17 protein-coding genes and 2 pseudogenes are annotated in these 21,028 nt (G+C 53.8%); 13 read left to right on the top strand and 6 right to left on the bottom strand.

What is annotated here, in order from left to right; genetic code table 11:
• Positions 1-221: 221 nt before the first annotated feature.
• Positions 222-656, bottom strand: coding sequence for a tyrosine-type recombinase/integrase (locus tag ACYASU_RS22170; protein WP_463584137.1), 435 nt, complete (start codon positions 654-656; stop codon positions 222-224).
• 217 nt (positions 657-873) lie between these two features.
• On the opposite strand from ACYASU_RS22170, the gene ACYASU_RS22165 reads away from it, so the two are divergent.
• Complete coding sequence (locus ACYASU_RS22165) at positions 874-1,053, top strand: DUF3606 domain-containing protein (RefSeq protein WP_463584073.1); 180 nt, start codon at positions 874-876, stop codon at positions 1,051-1,053.
• A 41-nt stretch (positions 1,054-1,094) separates the two neighbouring features.
• Here the strand turns inward: ACYASU_RS22165 and ACYASU_RS22160 are convergent, their stop codons facing one another.
• A complete protein-coding gene (locus ACYASU_RS22160; RefSeq protein WP_463584072.1) occupies positions 1,095-1,853 on the bottom strand; it encodes a COG4705 family protein in 759 nt (252 codons plus the stop codon).
• A 390-nt stretch (positions 1,854-2,243) separates the two neighbouring features.
• Between ACYASU_RS22160 and ACYASU_RS22155 the strand changes: the two genes are divergently transcribed.
• Positions 2,244-4,196, top strand: a complete 1,953-nt coding sequence (locus tag ACYASU_RS22155; RefSeq protein WP_463584071.1) for an LTA synthase family protein — start codon at positions 2,244-2,246, stop codon at positions 4,194-4,196.
• A 391-nt stretch (positions 4,197-4,587) separates the two neighbouring features.
• Here the strand turns inward: ACYASU_RS22155 and ACYASU_RS22150 are convergent, their stop codons facing one another.
• The gene (locus tag ACYASU_RS22150; RefSeq protein WP_463584070.1) at positions 4,588-5,502 is read right to left on the bottom strand and encodes a LysR family transcriptional regulator; all 915 of its coding nucleotides are present in this window, start codon (positions 5,500-5,502) and stop codon (positions 4,588-4,590) included.
• Between the two features lie 100 nt (positions 5,503-5,602).
• Between ACYASU_RS22150 and ACYASU_RS22145 the strand changes: the two genes are divergently transcribed.
• From ACYASU_RS22145 to ACYASU_RS22130, 4 genes are all read left to right on the top strand, one after another.
• On the top strand, positions 5,603-6,415 hold the full coding sequence (locus ACYASU_RS22145; protein ID WP_463584069.1) for a phytanoyl-CoA dioxygenase family protein: 813 nt from the start codon (positions 5,603-5,605) through the stop codon (positions 6,413-6,415).
• A gap of 98 nt (positions 6,416-6,513) precedes the next feature.
• Positions 6,514-7,482 carry an ABC transporter substrate-binding protein gene (locus ACYASU_RS22140; protein ID WP_463584136.1) on the top strand — a complete coding sequence of 323 codons (969 nt, stop codon included), beginning with the start codon at positions 6,514-6,516 and terminating at the stop codon, positions 7,480-7,482.
• A gap of 428 nt (positions 7,483-7,910) precedes the next feature.
• The gene (locus tag ACYASU_RS22135; RefSeq protein ID WP_463584068.1) at positions 7,911-8,507 is read left to right on the top strand and encodes a GNAT family N-acetyltransferase; all 597 of its coding nucleotides are present in this window, start codon (positions 7,911-7,913) and stop codon (positions 8,505-8,507) included.
• Positions 8,508-8,669: 162 nt separating this feature from the next.
• Positions 8,670-8,894 (top strand): DUF6555 family protein, encoded by a 225-nt coding sequence (locus tag ACYASU_RS22130; protein ID WP_463584067.1) that lies wholly within the window; start codon positions 8,670-8,672, stop codon positions 8,892-8,894.
• An 86-nt stretch (positions 8,895-8,980) separates the two neighbouring features.
• Here the strand turns inward: ACYASU_RS22130 and ACYASU_RS22125 are convergent, their stop codons facing one another.
• The gene (locus ACYASU_RS22125; protein ID WP_463584066.1) at positions 8,981-10,576 is read right to left on the bottom strand and encodes a histidine kinase famiy protein; all 1,596 of its coding nucleotides are present in this window, start codon (positions 10,574-10,576) and stop codon (positions 8,981-8,983) included.
• Between the two features lie 63 nt (positions 10,577-10,639).
• Positions 10,640-11,002 (bottom strand): response regulator, encoded by a 363-nt coding sequence (locus ACYASU_RS22120; RefSeq protein WP_463584065.1) that lies wholly within the window; start codon positions 11,000-11,002, stop codon positions 10,640-10,642.
• Between the two features lie 1,167 nt (positions 11,003-12,169).
• Between ACYASU_RS22120 and ACYASU_RS22115 the strand changes: the two are divergent.
• The 3 genes and pseudogenes from ACYASU_RS22115 to ACYASU_RS22105 form a co-directional block, all read left to right on the top strand.
• A pseudogene (locus ACYASU_RS22115) lies at positions 12,170-12,952 on the top strand (MCP four helix bundle domain-containing protein); the annotation flags it as partial.
• The gene (locus ACYASU_RS22110) at positions 12,947-13,810 is read left to right on the top strand and encodes a methyl-accepting chemotaxis protein (protein ID WP_442969420.1); all 864 of its coding nucleotides are present in this window, start codon (positions 12,947-12,949) and stop codon (positions 13,808-13,810) included. The pseudogene ACYASU_RS22115 and the gene ACYASU_RS22110, both read left to right, overlap by 6 nt.
• A 313-nt stretch (positions 13,811-14,123) precedes the next feature.
• Positions 14,124-14,483, top strand: a complete 360-nt coding sequence (locus ACYASU_RS22105; protein ID WP_463584064.1) for a response regulator — start codon at positions 14,124-14,126, stop codon at positions 14,481-14,483.
• A gap of 39 nt (positions 14,484-14,522) precedes the next feature.
• Here the strand turns inward: ACYASU_RS22105 and ACYASU_RS22100 are convergent.
• A pseudogene (locus ACYASU_RS22100) lies at positions 14,523-15,974 on the bottom strand (GAF domain-containing hybrid sensor histidine kinase/response regulator); the annotation flags it as partial.
• 258 nt (positions 15,975-16,232) lie between these two features.
• Between ACYASU_RS22100 and ACYASU_RS22095 the strand changes: the two are divergent.
• The 4 genes from ACYASU_RS22095 (at position 16,233) to ACYASU_RS22080 (ending at position 20,984) form a co-directional block, all read left to right on the top strand.
• Positions 16,233-17,732 (top strand): ATPase domain-containing protein, encoded by a 1,500-nt coding sequence (locus ACYASU_RS22095; RefSeq protein ID WP_463584063.1) that lies wholly within the window; start codon positions 16,233-16,235, stop codon positions 17,730-17,732.
• A complete protein-coding gene (locus tag ACYASU_RS22090; protein WP_463584062.1) occupies positions 17,722-19,830 on the top strand; it encodes a response regulator in 2,109 nt (702 codons plus the stop codon). Before ACYASU_RS22095 ends, ACYASU_RS22090 begins: the two co-directional genes overlap by 11 nt.
• 8 nt (positions 19,831-19,838) lie before the next feature.
• Complete coding sequence (locus ACYASU_RS22085) at positions 19,839-20,111, top strand: response regulator (protein WP_463584135.1); 273 nt, start codon at positions 19,839-19,841, stop codon at positions 20,109-20,111.
• Between the two features lie 648 nt (positions 20,112-20,759).
• Positions 20,760-20,984, top strand: a complete 225-nt coding sequence (locus ACYASU_RS22080) for a hypothetical protein (protein WP_423574486.1) — start codon at positions 20,760-20,762, stop codon at positions 20,982-20,984.
• Positions 20,985-21,028 lie beyond the last annotated feature (44 nt).

The raw sequence follows: 21,028 nt of genomic DNA, 5'->3' as shown, positions 1-21,028 counted from the left end.
AAGCCCGTGGTCCGCCGCCTGCTCAATTCCAGATATGAACCCCGACGTATGATTCGAGCGATAGGGCTGCCCCTGGAGTTGCAGGAGGGTCTACAGACATGTGTTGAACAGATCATGAGTGCGCACAACATGATAGATCTGAGTTATGCCCATGGTCGTGCCCTAGGCCCCCTTAGTTTCATTTCTTATGCCAAAACTGGACACATCCCTGTGCAGCTGCTTTAGTACTTCACCTTGTAGGTCGGAGAGTCCTCGGGCCTGTTCTCACGCCGATCGTAGATCTTGGTTGTGCTGATATTGGCATGACCCCACCAGGCCTGGACCTTGGCGATATCGGCTTCATGCTCCAGGGCGTTGGTGGCTGCGGTTGCTCGGAGTCCATGAACCCCAAGGCCGTCGACCTCAATCCCGGCCTTTTTCGCGTAGGCCGTGACGGCGGCATAGATGCCGTTGGCCGTGATCCCGGCGCTGGTCAGCTTGCCCCGCAATGGTATGAACAGCGGCACCTTCCTGTCCGCCAGATGATGCCTTGAGCTTTCCAGGTATTGGTGAATGCGGCCGGCCGCGATTGGGTGCAATGGTAGGTAGCGCCGGGTCGCGCTGGCCTTCAAGCGTCGTTTCATCCGGCGCCTCGAGCAGCGCCTTGGCCTGGTGATTATCCAATGCCGGCGTCTTGCCCTCGTTGCTTTCTATCCTGGGTCGTTTCACCCCATGCTGGGATTGCCGCCGGTTATGGCTGCTTGACGCAAACGACGGATTGGCTAAAAAAAGGTAAGGTTTAAACGCCTTAAAGGCGCATGCTATCAACACGGGGGCGGGAATGGGCAAAAATGCGTCATATGCTAACCTGTGCGAAAAGGAGAGGTAGCTGACATGGAAAAAGGGAATGTTTTACGTGGTACGGATGACATAAAAATCAATCCAGGTGATGCCACTGAGCTGAGGTACTGGTCGACCAAATTCGGCGTCAGGAAAAGCGACATTCTCACTGCAGTGAGCGAAGTAGGTGACTCGCTCACTGCAGTGACGAATTACTTCAAGCCTCGCCGGTAATGACCGGCATAATCGGCATTCATCTTCGCTGCAACGCAAAGCTATTCGTTAAGGCCCACGGGCAGCCTTGCATAGCGTTGACGATTATAAAACGTCGCGACTCCAACCAATGTGAGTAATACCGCAAGCAGGACCGCGGATGAGCCGACCGTACCAAAATCCAGTCCACCCTTTTCGTGGGATTTGGTCAGAACATCCCCTAAGGTCGCGCCAAAAGGGCGAGTCAACACGAACGCAAGCCAGAACAGCAGGACAGAGGATACCCGAGTGGTGTAGTGCAAAAGCGCTATCAATGCGATGGAACTGCCGATGAGCATTGCTCCTCCCGCGAATCCCAAGCCTGAATCGTCGGCTAGAAAATCCCCTAACGCCGTGCCCAAAGTGTTTGAAAACAAGATGGCGAACCAATAAAACAGCTCTCCCTTTGCGCTCGTAATTAGATGCACAGACAGGGATTTTTCGCTGCGATACCACAGAAAAAATGTGGCTGCCAAAATTGCAATCAGGGTCGCGGATCCGGCGGCGTAACCCATGCCCAGACTGCGATCCATGAAGTCGGACATGGTCGTGCCCGCTGTGCTGGTACTCAAGATCACAGACCAGTAGAGCGCAGGCTTATAGCGGTTGGAGGCTATTTGCCCGAGGAGTGTGAGTACGAAAAAGCTTATAAGTATCAGAGAACTGATCGCATATCCCACGTCCAGGGTCATCGAAAGCAGGTCGCCCGCAGTCTCTCCGAGCGTGGTTGCACAAATCTTCATGATCCAGAAAGCCAGCGTGATTTGAGGCAATTTATTCATTTTTAGCCTAACCGGTTTGAATAAAAGAGTGGCTCCAGACGCTGGAGGTTGGTCGATTTTCAAGCGGAGACTGTTAAAAATACGTCATAAACGTATCAAAGTATTACGAAGGAATAAGAAGTTGAGCCGCGTCCGCTATCCCGTAGGAATGAACCTGTCCTCCCGTAAGGTAGGAGCGATGTGACTTACCTTAGTCGAGGGATCTGGTCAAAAAGGTGGTCGCCATGTGATGAAGAAGTCATAACCCCCCCCCTGATGCATGCCACACTTCCGCGCCATGCGGATCGGCTTGACATATTTTTGCGATTTGGATCGCTATCCTAAGACGTCAACTAGTCGACCCCCCGATCCCCATAGGGAAGGTCCCGAATTCGTCTTAAAGGATTAAGTATGTCTGCCACTCGCCCCGCGCCCGTGCGTTTCATGTTCCTGATGATTTGCTGCTGGCTGTCGATTTTCTCTGTGACCAGGTCGCTGCTGCTGCTCTCCCACTTCACCGAAGCGGGGAGCGGCTCCGCAGTCAGCTATCTCGTAGGCTTTGCTTATGACTTAGCTTTTATAAGTTACGGGATGCTGCCGCTAGCGCTTTATCTTTTTCTTTGTCCTGCCAGGCTTTGGCATTCCTCACCCCATCGCTGGCTCATGCGCGGGGTATTTATCTGCAGCCTGTTCCTCATGCTTTTCGTCGGGGTCGCCGAGTGGCTGTTCTGGGACGAATTTGGCGTGCGATTCAACTTCATTGCCGTGGATTACCTAGTGTATTCGGACGAGGTGTTGAACAACATCCTTGAGTCGTATCCGGTTGCAACCTTGCTTTCAATTCTCGCGATCCTTGCACTGGTTATTGGAGTAATGCTACGTCGTCCACTTAACGAGGCGCTGCACGCCTTTGTTGGCAGTCGCCGTCAGCGATTTGCATGTCTGGCTGCACTGGGTATCTTGGCCGGTGCAAGCTCGTTGCTATTAGACCAGCAATGGCCCAGGGGGCAGAACGGCAATGCATACCAACGAGAGTTGGCCAGCAACGGGCCCTACCAGTTCTTCGCTGCATTTCGTAATAACGAGCTGGACTATGAGCAATTTTATGCCACGCTCGGCGCCGAGCGCGCCGGTAATCTCATTCGCTCGGAACTTGTGCAACCGCCCGGTCAGTTTCCCGGCACTGATCCCATGGACGTACGACGTAAAGTTGTGAGTGATGGAGTCCCTCGTACGCCCAACATCATATTGGTGACTATCGAAAGCCTGAGTGCGAAGTACCTTGGCAGCAACGCCGGCCCAGGAAATCTCACTCCAAACCTGGATGATCTGCGTAAGAAAAGCCTCTACTTCAGTAACTTCTACGCAACGGGCACCCGTACCGACCGCGGGCTGGAAGCAATCACTTTGTCTATGCCCCCTACGCCGGGACGTTCTATCGTCAAGCGAGTCGGCAGAGAAAGCGGCTTCGCCAGTCTCGGTCGGCAGGTTCGGGAATTGGGTTACGATCCGGTCTTCCTGTATGGCGGGCGTGGCTACTTTGACAACATGAACGCTTTTTTCAGCGGTAACGGGTATCGTGTGGAAGATCAAAGCAGCGTCAAAGAAGATGAAATCTCCTTCAAAAACGCGTGGGGTATGGCGGACGAGGATCTTTATAACCAGGCACTGAAACTGGCAGATACCAGTTTTTCAAAAGAGGTGCCGTTTTTGCTGCAGCTGATGACGACGTCCAACCACAGGCCCTATACCTATCCCGCTGGCCGCATTGATATCCCCTCTGGTCAAGGCCGGGACGGTGCGGTCAAATACACTGACTACGCAATTGGGAAGTTTCTCGACGAAGCGCGCACCAAACCGTGGTTTGGCAACACGCTCTTTGTCTTTGTCGCTGACCATACAGCCGGCAGTGCAGGGAAAGAAGATCTGCCTGTGAGCAACTATCTGATTCCCCTGTTTATTTACGCTCCAGCTTTCATCGAGCCCGGTGAATATAAACAGCTAGCAAGCCAGATCGACTTGGCTCCCACGGTACTCGGGCTGCTGAACGCAAGCTACACGTCGACTTTTTTTGGCCGGGACCTGTTGAAGCAGTCTGATCTGCCCCCTAGGGTGCTGCTCGGCAATTACCAGCATTTGGGATTGTTCGATGGGCAGGACTTGGCGATTCTAAGTCCACGTAGTGGCTTACGTCGTCACAACCAGGCGTTGGGTATGAGTCAGGAGGAGGCGGCGTACGTCGACGATCCGCTCATCGCGAGGGCTATCGCTTACTATCAGAGCGCTAGCCATGATTTCAAAGAACAACTGCTCGATTGGGCCGCCGCCCCAGCGTCTGATGAAGTTAAACCGGGCCGACCTTAACATTGCAGTTTGGGGCCGCACGTGAAAAAGAGCAGGCCGGATAATCTCTCGCCTGCAGTACACGTCTCAAAACGTGCCCATCATGCCGTCTGGTCCAGCAGAGCATCTGCAGCCGAACGTAAGACACGTCGTGGATGTGTTCGTTGTGCGGACGGAAAGTGGTGTGCTGAGTTGATCGGCACAGTCTTTGCCCCTCGGCAGCTTTTAAGCCAAAGCGGCCCTCCACGAAGGGAATATCGACCATCTCCGACGTGCTTATCAGAATCATGTCGACTGCCACCGGATACTAGGAAGCTCAGTAGCCATTCAAGTGCACACCCGCCGCTATCTGCCCATGAGAAGAATCAGCAGATCATGCCTTGAAGCGACGCGGCGCTTGAGCCTGACCGCGCTAGATCGATGAAAATGTCTGCCGCTCCGAGAACCACTCCAGAGCCTTCGCTTTGAATGCTTCGGCCGCAGGGGTTAGAGGATAACGCTGGTCATAAGCCAGGACGATTCGCTGGGGAGGAAGTACCTGCTTGATGGGGCGACAGACCAGAGGCAAGCCATCGTAGCTTCGGTCACCAAAGGGCCTGGTATAGGTCAGAGCTACACCAAACCCATTGGCTACCAGACTGCGCTGAAATTCGAAGCTATGAGCCCGGGTGACGTTCTCAGGGACAAGGCCAAAGGTATTGAACAGATCCAGCACGTGCTGCCAGCTGTGAGTCTGATCTGTCACCACCAGATTGCATGCGCTGAGTGCCTTCATACTGACGTGGGACTCAGTGGATAATGGGTGATCTGCGGCCAGCAGCGCGTGGGCAGTCAACTGGCAGAGTTCCAAGCGTTCAGTATGGGTGGGCAGGCCCAGATCATAAGTCAGCGCCAGCTCCAATGTCCCTTCGCCGAGCCGCTTTCCAAGGTATTCAAAACCACCTTCGCGCATGTCGACCGAGACGCGAGGATACTCGAGTTGGAGACGCTTGAGGATCTGCGGAAGGCAATAAGGTGCCAGGTCTGCGTAGCAACCGATAACCAATTCTCCAGCGAGATCGCTGCCGTCACTTCCGATGTCTGCAAAGCCTCGCGCTTCTGCCAGTACGCGCTTCGCCTGAGTCATCACAGTACGACCAAAGGGCGTCAGCGATACGCCCAACCCGCGCTGACGAACGAACAAAGGTTGCCCAAAAAGGCCTTCAAGTTCGGTAATCGCCGTGGATATAGATGGCTGGGAAACATGCAGTTCCTCGGCTGCGAGCGTGAGATTGCTGTGTTTGGCCGCAGCGATTGCATAGCGCAATTGTCGAAGTGTGAAGTTCATAAGTTTTTCTTGGGTGATAAATCAATACATATTATTTTATCTTAACTGATACTCATGGAATATTTGTCCTGTGCCCACCTTTTCTAGGGAGTCTCAGGTCATGACGCACAGTGAATACACCGTTGATCAACAGGACATCGAAGCTTTTCAGCGCGATGGCGCGGTGTGCCTAAGGGGCATTTTCAGTGGCTGGATAGACCGGATCGCAGCGGGCATCGAGCAGAATCTCGCCGAGCCGGGTGTTTATGCGAGCCGGTACGTCGAGCAGGGCGACGCATCAGGTGGTTTTTTCGACGACTATTGCAACTGGGAGCGCATCGAGGGCTTTCGTGCGATGGTTGAGGAGTCGCCCGCTGCTTCGATTGCCGCCCAGGTCATGCTATCCGCTAGCGCACAGTTCTTTCACGACCATGTCCTGGTCAAGGAGCCTGGTGCGCAGAAAGCGACACCTTGGCATCAGGATATTCCGTATTACTTTCTTGACGGTAGCCAGTCTGTGAGCTTCTGGATTCCTGTCGATCCGGTACGTGAATCGACGTTGAGACTGCTGCCTGGTTCTCATCGTTGGGAGAAAGGTATCAGGCCGGTGCATTGGGCTGATGAGAGTGATTTTTACAAAGGTGCCGAGGGTTACCGGGACGCCCCTGATCCTGATGCTGAAGAAGGAATGCCGGTGCTGGAGTGGGAAATGCAGCCAGGGGACGCCGTGCTTTTCGATTTTCGTACCGTGCACGGCGCCAGGGGTAATGGGGCAGCGCAGCGGCGGCGGGTGCTCTCGTTGCGTTGGGTAGGTGATGATATTCGTTACGTGGAGCGGCCGGGGCGTACATCTCCGCCGTATCCAGGACATGAAATGCAGACCGGCCAACGGCTACGCGAAGACTGGTTTCCAACAATATATAAATCTTGCTGACCTTTTTCGCTCGCAGCCGCTGCACTGCTGATTGAGCCTGTTTTGCTGACATCTGCCCACACCTGGTTTGATTATTTCAGTGCTTAGGAGCGCCGATGATGAAGATGAAAAACAGCGTGAAGGCTTGTCTGCTGTCTATTGGGTTGGTAATGGGTAGCGCCCCGACCTACGCTGCTGGCTGGTGTGGTTCAGGCAAGCCTGTGAAATTTGCCGGACTCAATTGGGAGAGTGGCATGCTCCTGACCGATGTGTTGCAGACGATTCTCAAGGAAGGGTATGGCTGTCAGGTCGACACCATTCCGGGGAACTCCATCACCATGGAAAGTGCATTGAGCAGCAACGACATCCAGGTTCTAGCCGAAGAATGGGTGGGACGAAGTGAGGTCTGGAACAAGGCTGCCCAAAGCGGAAGAGTCGTTGGCGTTGGCGCGCCGATCATTGGTGCGACTGAAGGCTGGTATGTCCCTCGATACCTGGTTGAGGGGGACGCCAAACGAAATATCAAAGCCAAGGCACCTGATCTCAAAAAAATCGCCGATCTGACCCGCTATACCGAGCTGTTCAAGGATCAGGAGGAACCGGGCAAAGGACGCTTTTATAACTGCCCGGCCGGCTGGACCTGTGAGCTTGAGAATACCGAGATGCTGAAAAGCTACGGTCTCGAAGGGAGTTACATCAACTTCCGACCCGGTACCGGCCCGGCTTTGGATGCGGCCGTGCTGTCGAGCTACAAGCGTGCGGAACCAATCCTTTTCTACTACTGGACGCCGACGCCTTTAATGGGACAAGTCGATCTGGTGAAGCTGGAAGAGAAGCCTGGTGTTGACAAGAAAATCAGTATTCAGGTCGGGTTGTCGAAAACCTTTCACGAGCAGGCACCAGAGCTGGTAACGGTTTTAGAGAAGGTTAATCTGCCCATCGACTTACTCAACCAGAACCTGGCGCGAATGACCAAGGAGCATATCGACTCTCCGAAGCTGGCGAAGATTTTCTTCAAGGAGCATCCGGAAATCTGGCATGGCTGGGTAAGCGAAGCAGCTGCAAAGAAAATCGAAGCGACACTGTAATCTGGCCCAGAGTGCAGATGCGACGCCTGACGTCGCATCATGCGTTTATCCCCCAGCATCTACCAAGCATCGAGGGAAGGCTCGTGGCCGCTGAGGGTCTGTGGCAAGGAAAGCGCCAGGGCCTGATCGACCCTAACGGCTCGATCAGGGGAGTGGACTAGAAACTCCAGTTGGAGGGATGACGCGAGTTACTGATAACGGGTTATCTGTTAAATAGGCCCCCTGACTTTCCGACGGTCCGGGGGCCTTTTTATGGCCGCAGATCTTGTTCATTGCGAACGACAGCCATCGACCCAAAGCAGCCGCTCGACCTCAAGGCCTTTGCCAGTTTCTAGCCGTGTAGAGCGGTATTCCTATCAAGACGTCTTTGACTTCCAGCGCTCTGGACACGTAAATTTTGCCGTCGAATGATCAGACGAAGCGCGGATATGGATATCGATTTGAACCCATCAACAGCATTGAGCGTACCTAGTTTTGACTTGGGAAATTACGTGCTTCGCGAGATACGACCCGAGGACATCCAGGGCGTTTTCGCAGGTCTCTCGAACCCTGACGTGATACGACATTATGGCGTGTCTTACCACAGCCTAGAGGCGACCGTAGAGCAAATGCGGTGGTATGAGCGGCTGTTGTCTGAGCGTCAGGGGATCTGGTGGGGTGTTGCAAGGTATGAGGGCGACGAGCTCATCGGAGCCTGCGGATTCAATGACTGGATACACGAGCATCGCAGTGTCAACTTGGGATACTGGCTACTGCCTGCCTACTGGAGGCGCGGAATTATGCAAAAAGCGTTGCCGGAGGTTTTACGGCATGCTTTTAGGCATATGAACATCCATCGGGTGCACGCAGATGTTGAGCCTGAAAATGCAGCTAGCTTCCATCTTCTCCGTAAGCTCGGTTTCCTTCACGAAGGAACCTTGCGTGACGTCGAATACAAAGAAGGAAGCTATGTCAGCTTGCATCAGCTGAGCATCATACAAAGTGACCCCGTAGCAATGGAGCTTCACGACCCGAACATTGGTTGATCGCAGATCAAGGCTTCTCCACTTGCATCGCGTCCCAAGTGTGAACCACGCACTTCGCCGCCGGCGCCAGAGCGGCCGAGGTGATTCAAAGATACGGAACGAAGGAGTGTGTGAACTCTCAGAGTAAGTGAATTTCGTCACATATTGGGAAAGGAGTCGCCCATGCCACACTCCGCTCATTATCGAATCGACTACGTTCACGATGGTGCCGACAAGAGCTTTTACGTCAGCGCGCAGACCATGAGTAATGCTGAAGCATGGCACTGGGCTGCAATGGATTTGGGGGTTGCTCAGATCCCGAAATATCGCCGAGACAAGGTGCAGGCCTTTAGCAAACCACTCGCAGAGCGGCACGGTATTGTCCATGTGCGGTGGTCGCACGCTTAGACAATGCTCGGTCTGGCACGCCGCTTCAAAGAACCATTAGTGCAGCCTGGCGGGCTTTCGCGACTGCACCAAACAAGAACGGACAATCAGCTTACCCCGTTGGGTCCCTCCAGCACCTGCCTTATCTTCTTCGCCAGATCGGTGGGCACGTAGGGTTTGGATATCACATCAAACTCGTTGCCCCCTGCATCCGTACGCTCTAGCGAGTTTTCGGAATAACCAGTTGTCAGCAACACCTTCAAGGTGGGGTAAAAGCGCTTGGCTTCACGGGCCAGCATCACGCCGTTCATTCCACCGGGCATGATCAGGTCGGTGAAAAGCAGGTCAAATTTCTCTCCCTTGAGAATGGCAAGCGCCTCTTTGCCGCTGTAGGCCAGTCCGCACCTATAGCCGTATTCTTCCAAAACCATCCTGGCCAGTTCCGCGACGTCTGGACGGTCTTCCACAATCAGGACCCGCTCTCGGCCTGATTGCTCGACGATCACCTCCATGACGGGAAGGGTATTGAGCTGGCTGTCATCCACAGGGAAATACATCCGAATCGTTGTGCCGATGTTCTCTTCGGAATAAATCCGGGCTGTTCCTCCGGATTGCTTCATAAATCCGTACACCATGGAAAGGCCTAATCCAGAGCCCTTTCCTTCGTCTTTGGTGGTGAAGAAGGGATCCATCACTCGGTTGACGATGGAGGGCGGCATACCAGCGCCGTTGTCGGTAATAGCCACGCTGACATAACGTCCAGGCATCAATCCGTCATATGACGTGGAGGCCAGGTTCTGAATTTGTACGTTCTTGGTCTCCATGGTCAGACGTGGCTGCTGTCGTGATTCCATGGCATCACGGGCATTGATGAATATATTGAGCAACGCGACCTCCGTTTGGGTCGTGTCCACTCTGCAATTCCATAGATCACTTGCCAGAGAAAGCCTGATTTCGGTTCCGACCAACGTGCGTTCGGCCATTTCCTGCGATGAAGTGATGATGGCATTCAGGTTCACCACACGGCCCTGAAGCTTCTGTTTGCGCGAAAAGGCAAGCAGCTGTTGAGTGAGCGTTTTCGCCCGTTCAGCGGCGTCTCGCGCATTACCGGCACTGCGTAGAATCCGCTGTTGATCATAATGCGGTTTATCGGCGGTGCGCTGAATCATGTCCAGGTAACCAATCATCACCTGCAGCAGATTGTTGAAGTCGTGTGCGATGCCCCCTGTAAGCTGGCCCAGAGCTTCCATTTTCTGAGCCTGGCGCAGCCCATCTTCTGCATCACGCCGGCGGCTGACATCCAGCTGCGAGGCAAAGAAATAGATCAGCTCACCGGACTCGTTGTACACCGGCGAAATAAAAAGCGCGTTCCAGAAGGCCGAACCGTCTTTCTTGTAATTCACCAACTCAACGGCCACTTCGTTATTGGCAGCAATGGCCTCACGGACCTGCTTGACGGCAGCTGGATCGGTTTCTGGCCCCTGCAGGAATCGACAGTTGGAGCCCACGATTTCATCGCGGCTGTAACCGGTCATGTCGATGAATGCGTTGTTCGCGAAGATGATCGGGTTATCAGGCCGCTTGGGGTCTGTAACGATCATCGGCATGCGCGTGGTCTCCACGGCAGCGAAGAAGATGTTGTGATCTGATCCGCTGATGTCTCCGGTGGAGCTATCGTTTACACGTGTTGGGTGGCTCGCCATCGCTGCTCCGGCCTGTATCAAGCAGTACGCTATCTTTGAATAGTCTGTATATATGAACAGTGTTTAACGCTGTGGTGCAAGTTTTTGGCATATTGCATGCAATTGGTCGACATCAAACGGTTTGGGTAACCAGTGCACGCGATGGTCATCCAGTGACTCAGCGGTTGAGTGATAGCCGGAGGCGACGACAACGGGCGTCGAAGGCTGAAGTTGCTGAACTCGCTTGACCAACTCAATGCCGTCAATCTCTCCTGGCATCTGTAAATCCGTAATCAGTAACCGCGGAGGATAGCCGCAGCTTTCGATAAATCTCCAGGCAGCATCGGCATTGCTGAAAGGAGTAGCCGTGTAGCCATACATTTCAAGAACGTCGATCACCAGATTCAGGATCAGAAGCTCGTCTTCAACAACCAGGATGGAGTCCATTCGCAGCATTCCCGCTGAGGAGTGTTACGTTCCGACAGAATCTTGAGTGGTTGATTCCTAGTAATCACGTCGAACGGGCTGGTGGGATCGGTCCAACTGCAGCGATCAGGCCAAGTGAAACCGTAGATGGAACGATCCATCGACTAGACCACTTATCATGAAGAAGTGTTTCGTCCTCTCACGAATTTCGCTGACCTGCGGTGTGTAGCGTTCCGAGAACTGTTATTGTCAAATGGCCACTATGGCTCTGAGCGGCCAGCGACGCCGGCTCATCCTCGTGATCCAGGTGATATTTCATTCGATTGGCTGTTCTGCGGTAGCGACAGTGACTGCGATGCTGGGTCGAAGCCCGGTATTGCTAAGAACATACTAAAAGACATTCAGACAGGGATAGATCTTGAATGAAAGCGGATTTCAGCGATGCCCCGGAAAGGGTGACCCGACGACGTCGCAGCCGTAGCATTCGTAGCATTCGTAGCATTCGTAGCCTTGTCGCCTGTCTAGCAGTGGTGGGTATGGTGGCCGCCGCCGTTTTTTTGTTGATTGGCCGACCAGAGCCTCTTAGGTTCATCCCCCCATTAGGGATTACGTCCCAAGCGCTAGATGGAGACACCAATACAGGTTCTGTCTTACGATCCGAACCAGCGTCGCTTGACACTGTTGTGGACTCCGCTTACCGGCAAACCAGCTTTAACGATCAGAATTTTGAACCGACAGGCGCTCATAATATTGTCATCTATCATCCAAACTACGACGGTATCCATCGGATTGAACCGACGCAGAAGGTGAAACTGACGATCGTTCGGCAGACGCCTAGCATGAAGGATCGGGTGTGCTGGCCTTTTCGGCAGGGGAGTATCGAGTCTCGCAACTGTCGGCTTTCAGTAGGTCTCAAGCATCGAGGCTAGCGAGGGGGCGACTAGCGCGCCCCATTGCCTTACCGGGTGCTGTCATCCAGTGCGATAAGTCACTGCGCTTACCTCATCTCCAGAAACGCTAAATCTCCTTGAGCCCACAAGCCTGGACCCTTGATGCGGGGGCATTTGGGGCAGCGATCACCTGTTTGTTGAGGGCTTGCCGACGTTCTCTGTGTAATCCGCCTATCTTAAGTTATCCACCTGCGGGCCGATTACTGGGTAATCCCTTCCCTTTTCGGCGAGTACCGTTATGTCTTGGTTAACCAATCTCAAGTTGAAGTCCAAGCTTCTAACCGCCTTTGGCTTGTGTGCGTTGATCACTGTCGTCGTAGCGGCACTCGGCAAGTCGGGTATCGCCGGACTCTACGAACAGGTTCAAGGCATCACCGGTAATAATCTGGTATCGATCAAAAAAACCGATGCAGTTAAGGCTAACCTCATCGGTACCAATCGGGATCTCTATAAAGCGATTGTGCTCACCACTTCAAATGCCGAACAGTCCGATATCGACGCCGTTTTCGAGTCATATCGCATGAATCAAGCTGAGGCCTTGGCCTCGTTCAAGGCGTATCGGGCCACGCCGCTGGAGGCTGACGAGCGCGCAGCTGGTGATGATTTCGAACGCGATTGGCCGACGTACATTGCGGCGGTGGACGCAGGTATTGCTGCACTCAAAAACGGTGATGCAGGATCGGCCAAAAGAATCGCCAACGACGTGGTAACGCCGGTATACAAAAAGCTCATGAGTGAGGTATCGATCATCATTGAGTCGAACTCCCGTCAAGCTAATGAATCGACGCAGGCCGCTGCCAGTACAAATTCGCAAGTCACCTGGACTCTGATCATTGGATGTTTGGTGGCCGTCGCGTGTGCGATTGCCCTTGGGATGATTGTAACGGCGATGATTACTCGACCGATTTATCGATCTGTGGAAGGAGCCGGACGTGTTGCTATTGGTGATCTTACTCAGACCATCGAGGTGCGCGGTAAGGATGAAACGGGTCAGCTCCTCAAGTCGCTATCTGACATGCAGAGTGGCCTCAAAAACACTGTACACCAGATTGCTGATGCGGCTAACCAGTTGGCGTCGGCGGCAGAGGAGCTGACTGCGGTTACGGAGGATAGTACGCGCGGATTAGTCACGCAGAACGGCGAAATCCAACAAGCAGCCACCGCTGTCAACGAAATGACAGCGGCTGTGGAGGAAGTAGCACGAAACGCAGTCAGTACGTCGCAGATATCCAATCAAACCGCTGAAGATGCAATGAAGGGGCAAAAACAGGTTCAGCAGGCGGTTACAGCCATCAACACCGTGACAGAGGTAATCAACGATTCGACACAGCGTGTCGAAGCATTGGCTGAACAGATCCATGACATCACCAAGGTTCTGGAGGTCATAAGCGGTATCGCCGAGCAAACCAACCTGCTTGCCCTCAATGCTGCGATCGAAGCTGCTCGGGCCGGCGAACAAGGCCGAGGTTTTGCCGTAGTCGCGGACGAGGTGCGAGCCTTAGCTCACCGCACTCAAACTTCAACAGGTGAAATCGAAGCCATGATCAGTCGGGTGCGAAATGGTGCCGACGAAGCTGTGCATGCGATGGGCAAAAGCCGGACTCTTGTGCAAAACACACAGTTGCTAGCGACCGAAGCCGGATTGGCATTAGAGCGAATCAGCAATGGGGTAAGTCAAATCAACGAGCGTAATCTGGTCATTGCCAGCGCTGCAGAAGAGCAGGCCCAAGTAGCGCGGGAGGTGGATCGCAATCTGGTGAACATCCAGGACCTATCCACGCAGACGGCTGCAGGCGCGAATCAGACCAGTGCCTCTAGCCAAGAGCTGTCGCGGCTAGCGATGTCGTTCAATAGTTTAGTGGGGCAATTCAAGCTTTAGCAGAGGCTCCCGAACGTATAGGAAGGAAAAACGGCTACCGTCCCACGTCCCGATGGATTTGCTGGCTGCTGAGCGCCGGCGTGAGCCGGGGCCTTTACTCTATCGGCGGTAACGCTTTGAGAGGAGCTGTTGAGGCAAGACTACGTAGCGGCGGTTGCAAACCACCACTTGGAAGTCCCGGCGCATTGACCTTTTCGACCCGTTCATCGGACTTAACGCTTAAATGTAAGCTTGGTTTGTCCAATCAGTTACATGCACTCAAATGCTCAGACATCGCTCAGACAGGTCTGATCGTCACGACAGGAATTACCTTATGAGCACCATCATTCTTGTCGAGGATGAGCAGGACATATTGACCATCATGGTCGAAATTCTGGAAACGGAAGGCCATAGAGTCAAAGCATTTTGCGAGGCAGATTCAGCCTGGAGTCACATTCAGCATAATGGTTTCGATGCAGATCTGTTGATCACTGACCTAAGAATGCCTGGCAGGATCGACGGGCTTGAGCTGGTCCAAAGGCTTCATGACCTGGTACCGCAGGTGCCTGTAGTCGTCGCCTCAGGTTTCCATGCTGCGGTAAACACGTTGGACTATGATCATGTGCACTGGTTGAACAAGCCATTCACCTTGACTCAGCTGCAGGCGATTTGCCAAAAGCTGACCGCGCACTGATCAACTGGATTTGCCCGGAGCCTCGGAAATTTCCTCCAGATAACGCGGCAGGTAGATACAGACTGTCGTGCCTTCACCCACGCTCGACCAGACGCGCACCTGACCACCCGATTGCTTGGGAAAGCCATAGACCATCGAAAGGCCAAGTCCGGTGCCCTGGCCGACGGGCTTGGTGGTGAAAAACGGCTCAAATATATGGGCCAGGGTTCCGGGCGGAATGCCCGACCCAGTGTCTTTGACATAAATGCACAAATACTGGCCTTCAGCGAGACCTTCACCTTGCGCTGTGTATTCGTCTATCTGCTGGTTGGTCGTATTGAGCGTGATGCGACCGCCGTCGGGCATTGCATCCCGGGCGTTTATACAGAGATTTAAAAGTGCATTTTCAAGCTGGCTGGCATCGACATAGGCCAGCCACAGGTTTGAATCGCCATGAGCATCGAGCTCGATGTTTTGCCCCATCAGAGGCCGAGCGAAATCGGCTATTTCGTGCATCAAGTTGTTGACGTCGGTGGGCAGCGGCTCCAAGGTTTGACGACGCGAAAACGCAAGCAGCCGATGCGTCAGTGCCGCAGCGCGATCGGTGAAGCTTTGTGCCATCGTTATATACCTGTCGAGGTCCAACACTCGGCCTTGGGCCACACGCAATTTCAGCAAGCCCAGGGAGCCTGAGATACCTGTAAGCAAGTTACTGAAGTCGTGAGCGATACCTCCAGTCAACTGACCCACTGCTTCCATTTTTTGTGACTGGCGCAGCTTCTCTTCCAGCTCCATGAGCAGGGCTGTACGGCTCATTTCACGCTGTTCTAGAGCTTCATTGAGCAGCCTCAATTTCGCCTCGGTATCACGGAGTGTATGGCAGGTGCGTTCGAGGTCCTGCTCGCGCGTTCGCAGTGCTTCTTCAGCAATGGTACGTTCGAGCAGGTCAGCTGCCTGTCGCGCCAGAATATCCAGCAGTTTCAGATCCCGCTCGGAGGGATGATGCGCATCGCGCCAGTGAGTCGATATCATCCCCAACAACAGGCCGGAGCGTGACAGTAGTGGTGTGCTCTGCGCCGATCGTATGCCCGTCTTACGAAAAGCCAACAAGTCTTCGGTCCCGGCGATTTCTGCCCATTCCTCGAAATCCGGAATGATGGCCCGCTTACCCAGCTTGAGCGCCTGAGTACAACTGCTATGAGCCGTTGGGCTGACCCACTGCCAGAAGCCAATCGCTTCCGGGGACAATCCTCGCGAGCAAAGTAGCTGAAGTTTGCCACCGTGGCCCGACGCGTGGCCCTCGGGGCAAAGCAGTTGCATTGTTCCGAATTGAGAGCCGGTAATGGACACTGCGGCGTCTACGATCTTGCCGTATAGCGTCTCCAGGTGTTGTTCACCGATCAACTCGGTACTGATCGCGTGCAGTAACGCGATATCTGATGGTACATCTGTCGCGGTGACCGAAGAGGCGGGGTGAGCCTCCAGCTGACGGGGAGCAGATTGAGCGGGCATGACAACCTCTGCTGACGCTGGAGTAGACGCGAAGTCTAGCATTTGCAGTACTTTCCGCGACAGCAGCCGCCTTTGCCTCCGTATTTTAGTTGGGGAGAGAATGATTGCATTCCCCCAATTTCGTCCTGCTGGTGTGCTGACTGATATTCGATAACCGTCTTAACGGTCGCACGCTTGTTTTCGTAGCGTCGGTATCTACGCGGCTTCATACTGGAAGCCCTAAGCTTTAACGCTTGCCTCCCTATTAAGGTTTAAAAAATGGCCTCGTTGCGCCCAGTGATATCAACCGGCAACGTCGGATTCGATTCAGTGTTGAGAGGAGGCCTACCCAACAATCGGCTTTACCTTCTGGAAGGAACGCCTGGGTCAGGCAAAACTACGCTTGGCCTTCAGTTTTTGCTGGAGGGAGTAAAAGCCGACGAGTCCGTCCTGTACATTACCCTTTCAGAAACGAGCGAAGAGTTGGAAGGCGTCGCGCATTCGCATGGCTGGACTTTGGACGGCATTGACCTTTTTGAGCTTTCTTCAACCGAGGAGGTGCTGGGCGCAGGTTATGAACAGTCCATCCTGCACCCTTGGGAGGCAGAACTGGGTGACATCATCAAGCTAATCCAGGAGCGAGTGGACAGGATAAAGCCGAAAAGGGTGGTATTTGACAGCCTTTCCGAGATGCGCCTTCTGGCTCTGGATCCTTTGCGTTATCGCCGTCAGGTGTTAGCCCTAAAACAGTATTTTGCTGGTCGGGACATAACCATCCTGCTGGTGGACGATCTTACGGCTTCGAATGGGGAAAGAGACAACCACCTTCACAGTCTTTGTCATGGCGTCATCACCCTTGAACGGCTGACTCTGGATTTCGGAGCCGCCCGCAGGCGCCTTCAAATACAAAAATTACGCGGCGTTGATTTCGTTGCGGGCTTTCACGACTTCACTATCCGCAAGGGCGGACTCGAAGTGTATCCGCGGCTAATCGCGGCCACCCATCATGTGCCGTTCGCCGCAGAGCCTGTAGGTAGTGGGGTTGCTGCTCTGGATGAACTATTGGTAGGAGGTCCACTAAGGGGGACTAGCACCCTAGTAACCGGGCCTGCCGGCTCTGGCAAAACCACTATTGCGCTGGCTTATCTTGCAGCGGCTTGCAGTCGGGGTGAGAACTGCACTATCTACGAATTTGACGAGCGCGTCGCTACTCTGGTTTTGCGTGCGGATAGCATGGGGATGGATTTGAGTAGTCACATTTCCAGCGGTCGCCTGGTCATTCAACAAATCGACCCGGCAGAGATCTCACCAGGTGAATTTTCCTGGCGCGTGCGCACCGAAGTTGAAGAGCGCAACTGCACCATGATCGTGGTTGATAGCCTGAACGGCTACTTGGCAGCGATGCCGCAGGAGCAGCAGCTGATCTTGCAGATGCACGAATTGCTTTCCTATCTCAGCCAGCTTGGCGTGGTCACATTCCTGATCAACCCTCAGCACGGCCTGGTTGGCTCAATGTCAACAAATCTCAATATTTCTTACGTTGCAGACTCAGTGATCCTTATCCGGTTCTTTGAGGCGCAGGGACGGCTGCGTAAAGCAATTTCTGTCCTGAAGAACCGTAGTGGTGCCCATGAAGACGCGATTCGGGAGCTTCGCATTGACTCGAAAGGCGTGCGCGTTGGTGAACCACTGGCCAATTTCCGTGGCGTGTTGACTGGAACGCCGGAGTACTTCGGCGCAGACCTGCCCTTGATGGAAGAACGAAAGCGTGTCGACTGAGCGATTCTCTGAAGGTAGAAATCTGCTTGTGGTGGCTCCCTTCCAGGGAGATGCAATTGCTTTGCGCAAGCTCTTCGGCCAGACCTACCCGATTGAAATCCATAGTGATTTGCACTCACTTTCGGCGGCAGTCGGTGAAAGCACTGGTCTTGTGATACTCACCGAGGAGAGTCTTTCCGGTGAGGTACTTAGCCTTGGAGCAGCACTCGACCTTCAACCACGCTGGTCCGAGATTCCAATCATCCTCCTCGCGTCCAATAAAAGCCGGTCTGGCCGAGACACCGAGATGGCTCGGCGCAGGCTCCCTAAATCGGCGGGGCACGTGATCGTACTGGAACGCCCGATCAGTTCGGCATCGTTGTTGAGTGCTACAGCTGCAGCATGGCAGTCGCGTATGCGCCAATTCGAAATGCGCGAGAGTATTGAGCAACTGGCGGAGGAGAGGAGGCGATTACATATCCTGCTTGAAAATATTCCAGTGGGCGTGTGCTTCATGGACATGCAAGGGACCGCACTCGTTAGCAATCCCTTGTATCGGCACTATGTGCCGGGAGGCATCATCCCTTCTAGACAACCGGAAGTCGCTACTATGTGGGTAGGGCTTGATGCTCATGGCAGGCAGTTGGAGCCCGATATGTTTCCGGGTGCTAGAGCGCTGAGAGGAGACCCGGTAGCTGGCTTGGATTTTTACCATCGCCTAAATGACGGCACAGAGTCATGGATGCGTGTCAGTGCTGTTCCTTTATACGATGAAAAGAAGTCCATCATCGGTGCAGCTTCTGTGATCGTCGACATCAACGAGGAGAAGCAAGCTGAACTGACTCTGCGCAGGTTCAATGAAGAGCTTGAGATTCAGGTTGAAGCGAGGACTCGTCAGTTAAACGCGGCTGTCGAGCAGCTCAAGGCCGAGAGTGAAGAACGTGCGCGCGCCGAGGAGCAATTGCGCCAATCCTTGAAAATGGAAGCAGTGGGGCAGTTGACCGGTGGCATTGCCCACGACTTCAACAATATGCTGACGGGCGTTATCAGCGCGCTCGACCTTGTGAAACTTCGAATGAACAAGGGCCGCCTGGAAGGTATTGATAGGTTTATGGACGCAGCGCAGAGTTCAGCGCAAAGAGCTGCGTCTCTGACGCACCGTCTGCTTGCCTTCTCTCGACGCCAGTCGCTGCATCCAAAAGCAGTTTCGGTCAATGAGCTTATCCGATCGCTCGCTGATCTACTCAAGCGTACGGTTACGGAGAACATCGTTCTCAAGGTTGAGCTGAGCCTGGACCAACTCTGGGTTTTTGTGGACTCCAACCAGTTGGAGAACGCGGTTCTCAACCTGGTCATCAACGCACGAGACGCCATGCCTGATGGCGGTGAATTAACCATTGCCACCTTCCTTGATGCGGGAACAGGTACAAGCCCTTTCCAGCACGTCTGCCTGCAGATACGTGATACCGGCTATGGCATTCCAGAAGATCTCCTAAACAAGGTTACTGAGCCGTTTTTCACTACCAAACCTATAGGCCAGGGTACTGGCTTGGGATTATCCATGGTTTATGGATTCGCTAAACAGAGCAACGGTGGTCTGTCCATCGAGAGTAAAACCGGCGTAGGAACTGTCGTTTCAATCTGTTTACCGGAACATCAGGGGGTCGAAGAAGATCATCCGAGCGCCGCCTTGCAGTTCACCGCAGGACAAGGTCAGACCATCCTTCTGGTTGAAGATGATGACTCTGTTCGCCTGATCAATCAGGAAGTGCTGAAAGAGCTTGGATATCGGGTGTACGAGGCCCGCAGTGGTGAAGAAGCCCTGAAGGTGTACAACGATTTGCAAAATGTGGACCTCTTGCTTACCGATGTCGGATTGCCGGGCATGAACGGGCGTCAGTTAGCCGAGATTCTTCAACAACGTAAGCCGCGTCTTCCAGTACTGTTCCTCACAGGGTATGCAGAGGGGGCTATGGTGCGGGCCGATTTTCTAGGCCCTTTCATGCAGCTACTCACTAAACCACTAGCTTTAGACGTGCTTGCCAGCCGAGTGGCAGAGATGATCGCGGAGCCGGATGCGAGGGTCGAAACCTTGGCAGATGGCCTTGGCCGTGTCTGAAACGTCGACTGGTAGTAACCCAGCACCTCCTGCAGTCCAAAATTCCCTGTGCATTGCTGATCACCGATTTTACTTTGCTAGGTCAGCTTGATGTCAAAGAGCTCGCGATGATGGTGCAGCAGCGCTGGCCAAATACCCCGACTATAGAGACCACAGTCTACGGAGCCGAAGTGAGCCGTGATCTGCCTGCCAGAGTTGCTTTCCTGCAAAAGCCTTGGAGTTTGGATCAGCTGGTTCAAACAGCTAGGCACATGCTCAAAACCGCCACTAATCGCAGCTAGACATTTACAGGGCTAGCGAGTGCAGATCATGTGCTGCGGTGGTGTAAACGTCCACCTGTTAGCCTAAATAGGAGAAGCCCGTGGTCTGCCGCCTGCTCAATTCCCGATATGATCCCCGACGTATGATTCGAGCGATAGGGCTGCCCCTGCAGTTGCAGGAGGGTCTACAAACATGTGTTGAGCAGATCGTGAGTGCGCAGGACCTCATAGAGCTGAGTCACGCTCATGGCCGTGCTCTAGGCCTGAGCACCGGATTCGGGATGGTGAACGCAATTACCCATACGCATTTCAACCTGCTGGGTGAGATCTATCAGCGAGCCTTCGACGATCGCCTTGTAATGCTGAAGAGGTCAGCATTCATTTTGTCAAATAACGTATTTCGATAAACTATGCCAATCGGCAGCCGCCGGGCAGGAAAGACCGTGCGTGCCGACCTCTCCGCAAGGAAGTATCGAACTGGGACACTGCCGCGCCGGAGTTGGCAAGCGAGGCGGACGAGGTGATCAAGGACATTCAGCAGAGTGCTAACAGTGTGGTAGCAGCCGTTGAGCAGTTCTCGGGCCAAGCCAGATAGCGATGGATTTAAAATCAGGCTTGCCCAGCAACTCGCATTAACCACTCGGTTAAGCGCGATATCTAGGTGATCCTATGCTCGATGCTCTCAAACAATCCATTCGTAATCTGCACCTGGCTCACTGGGCCAGCCTTGAAGATGAATGTGATGCATTACTCATCAGGATTGAGCAAGCCCGAAGAACACGTGTTGTGACTGACGAGCAGGCCATGCAGCTGGTCTATGATGTCCGAAACGAACGCTCACGTTGCTTTCGCAGCGTGAATCGTTGTCGCATCAAGGGCTCCGCTTCAAGTTGATTTTCCTTTGACCCCAGTTCACCAGGTGCGGCTTTTCGAGACGG

This window comes from Pseudomonas sp. HP_12 (assembly GCF_055283955.1).
The sequence above is the reverse complement of the archived record's forward strand: the minus strand, read 5'-3'. Positions and strand labels throughout refer to the sequence as shown.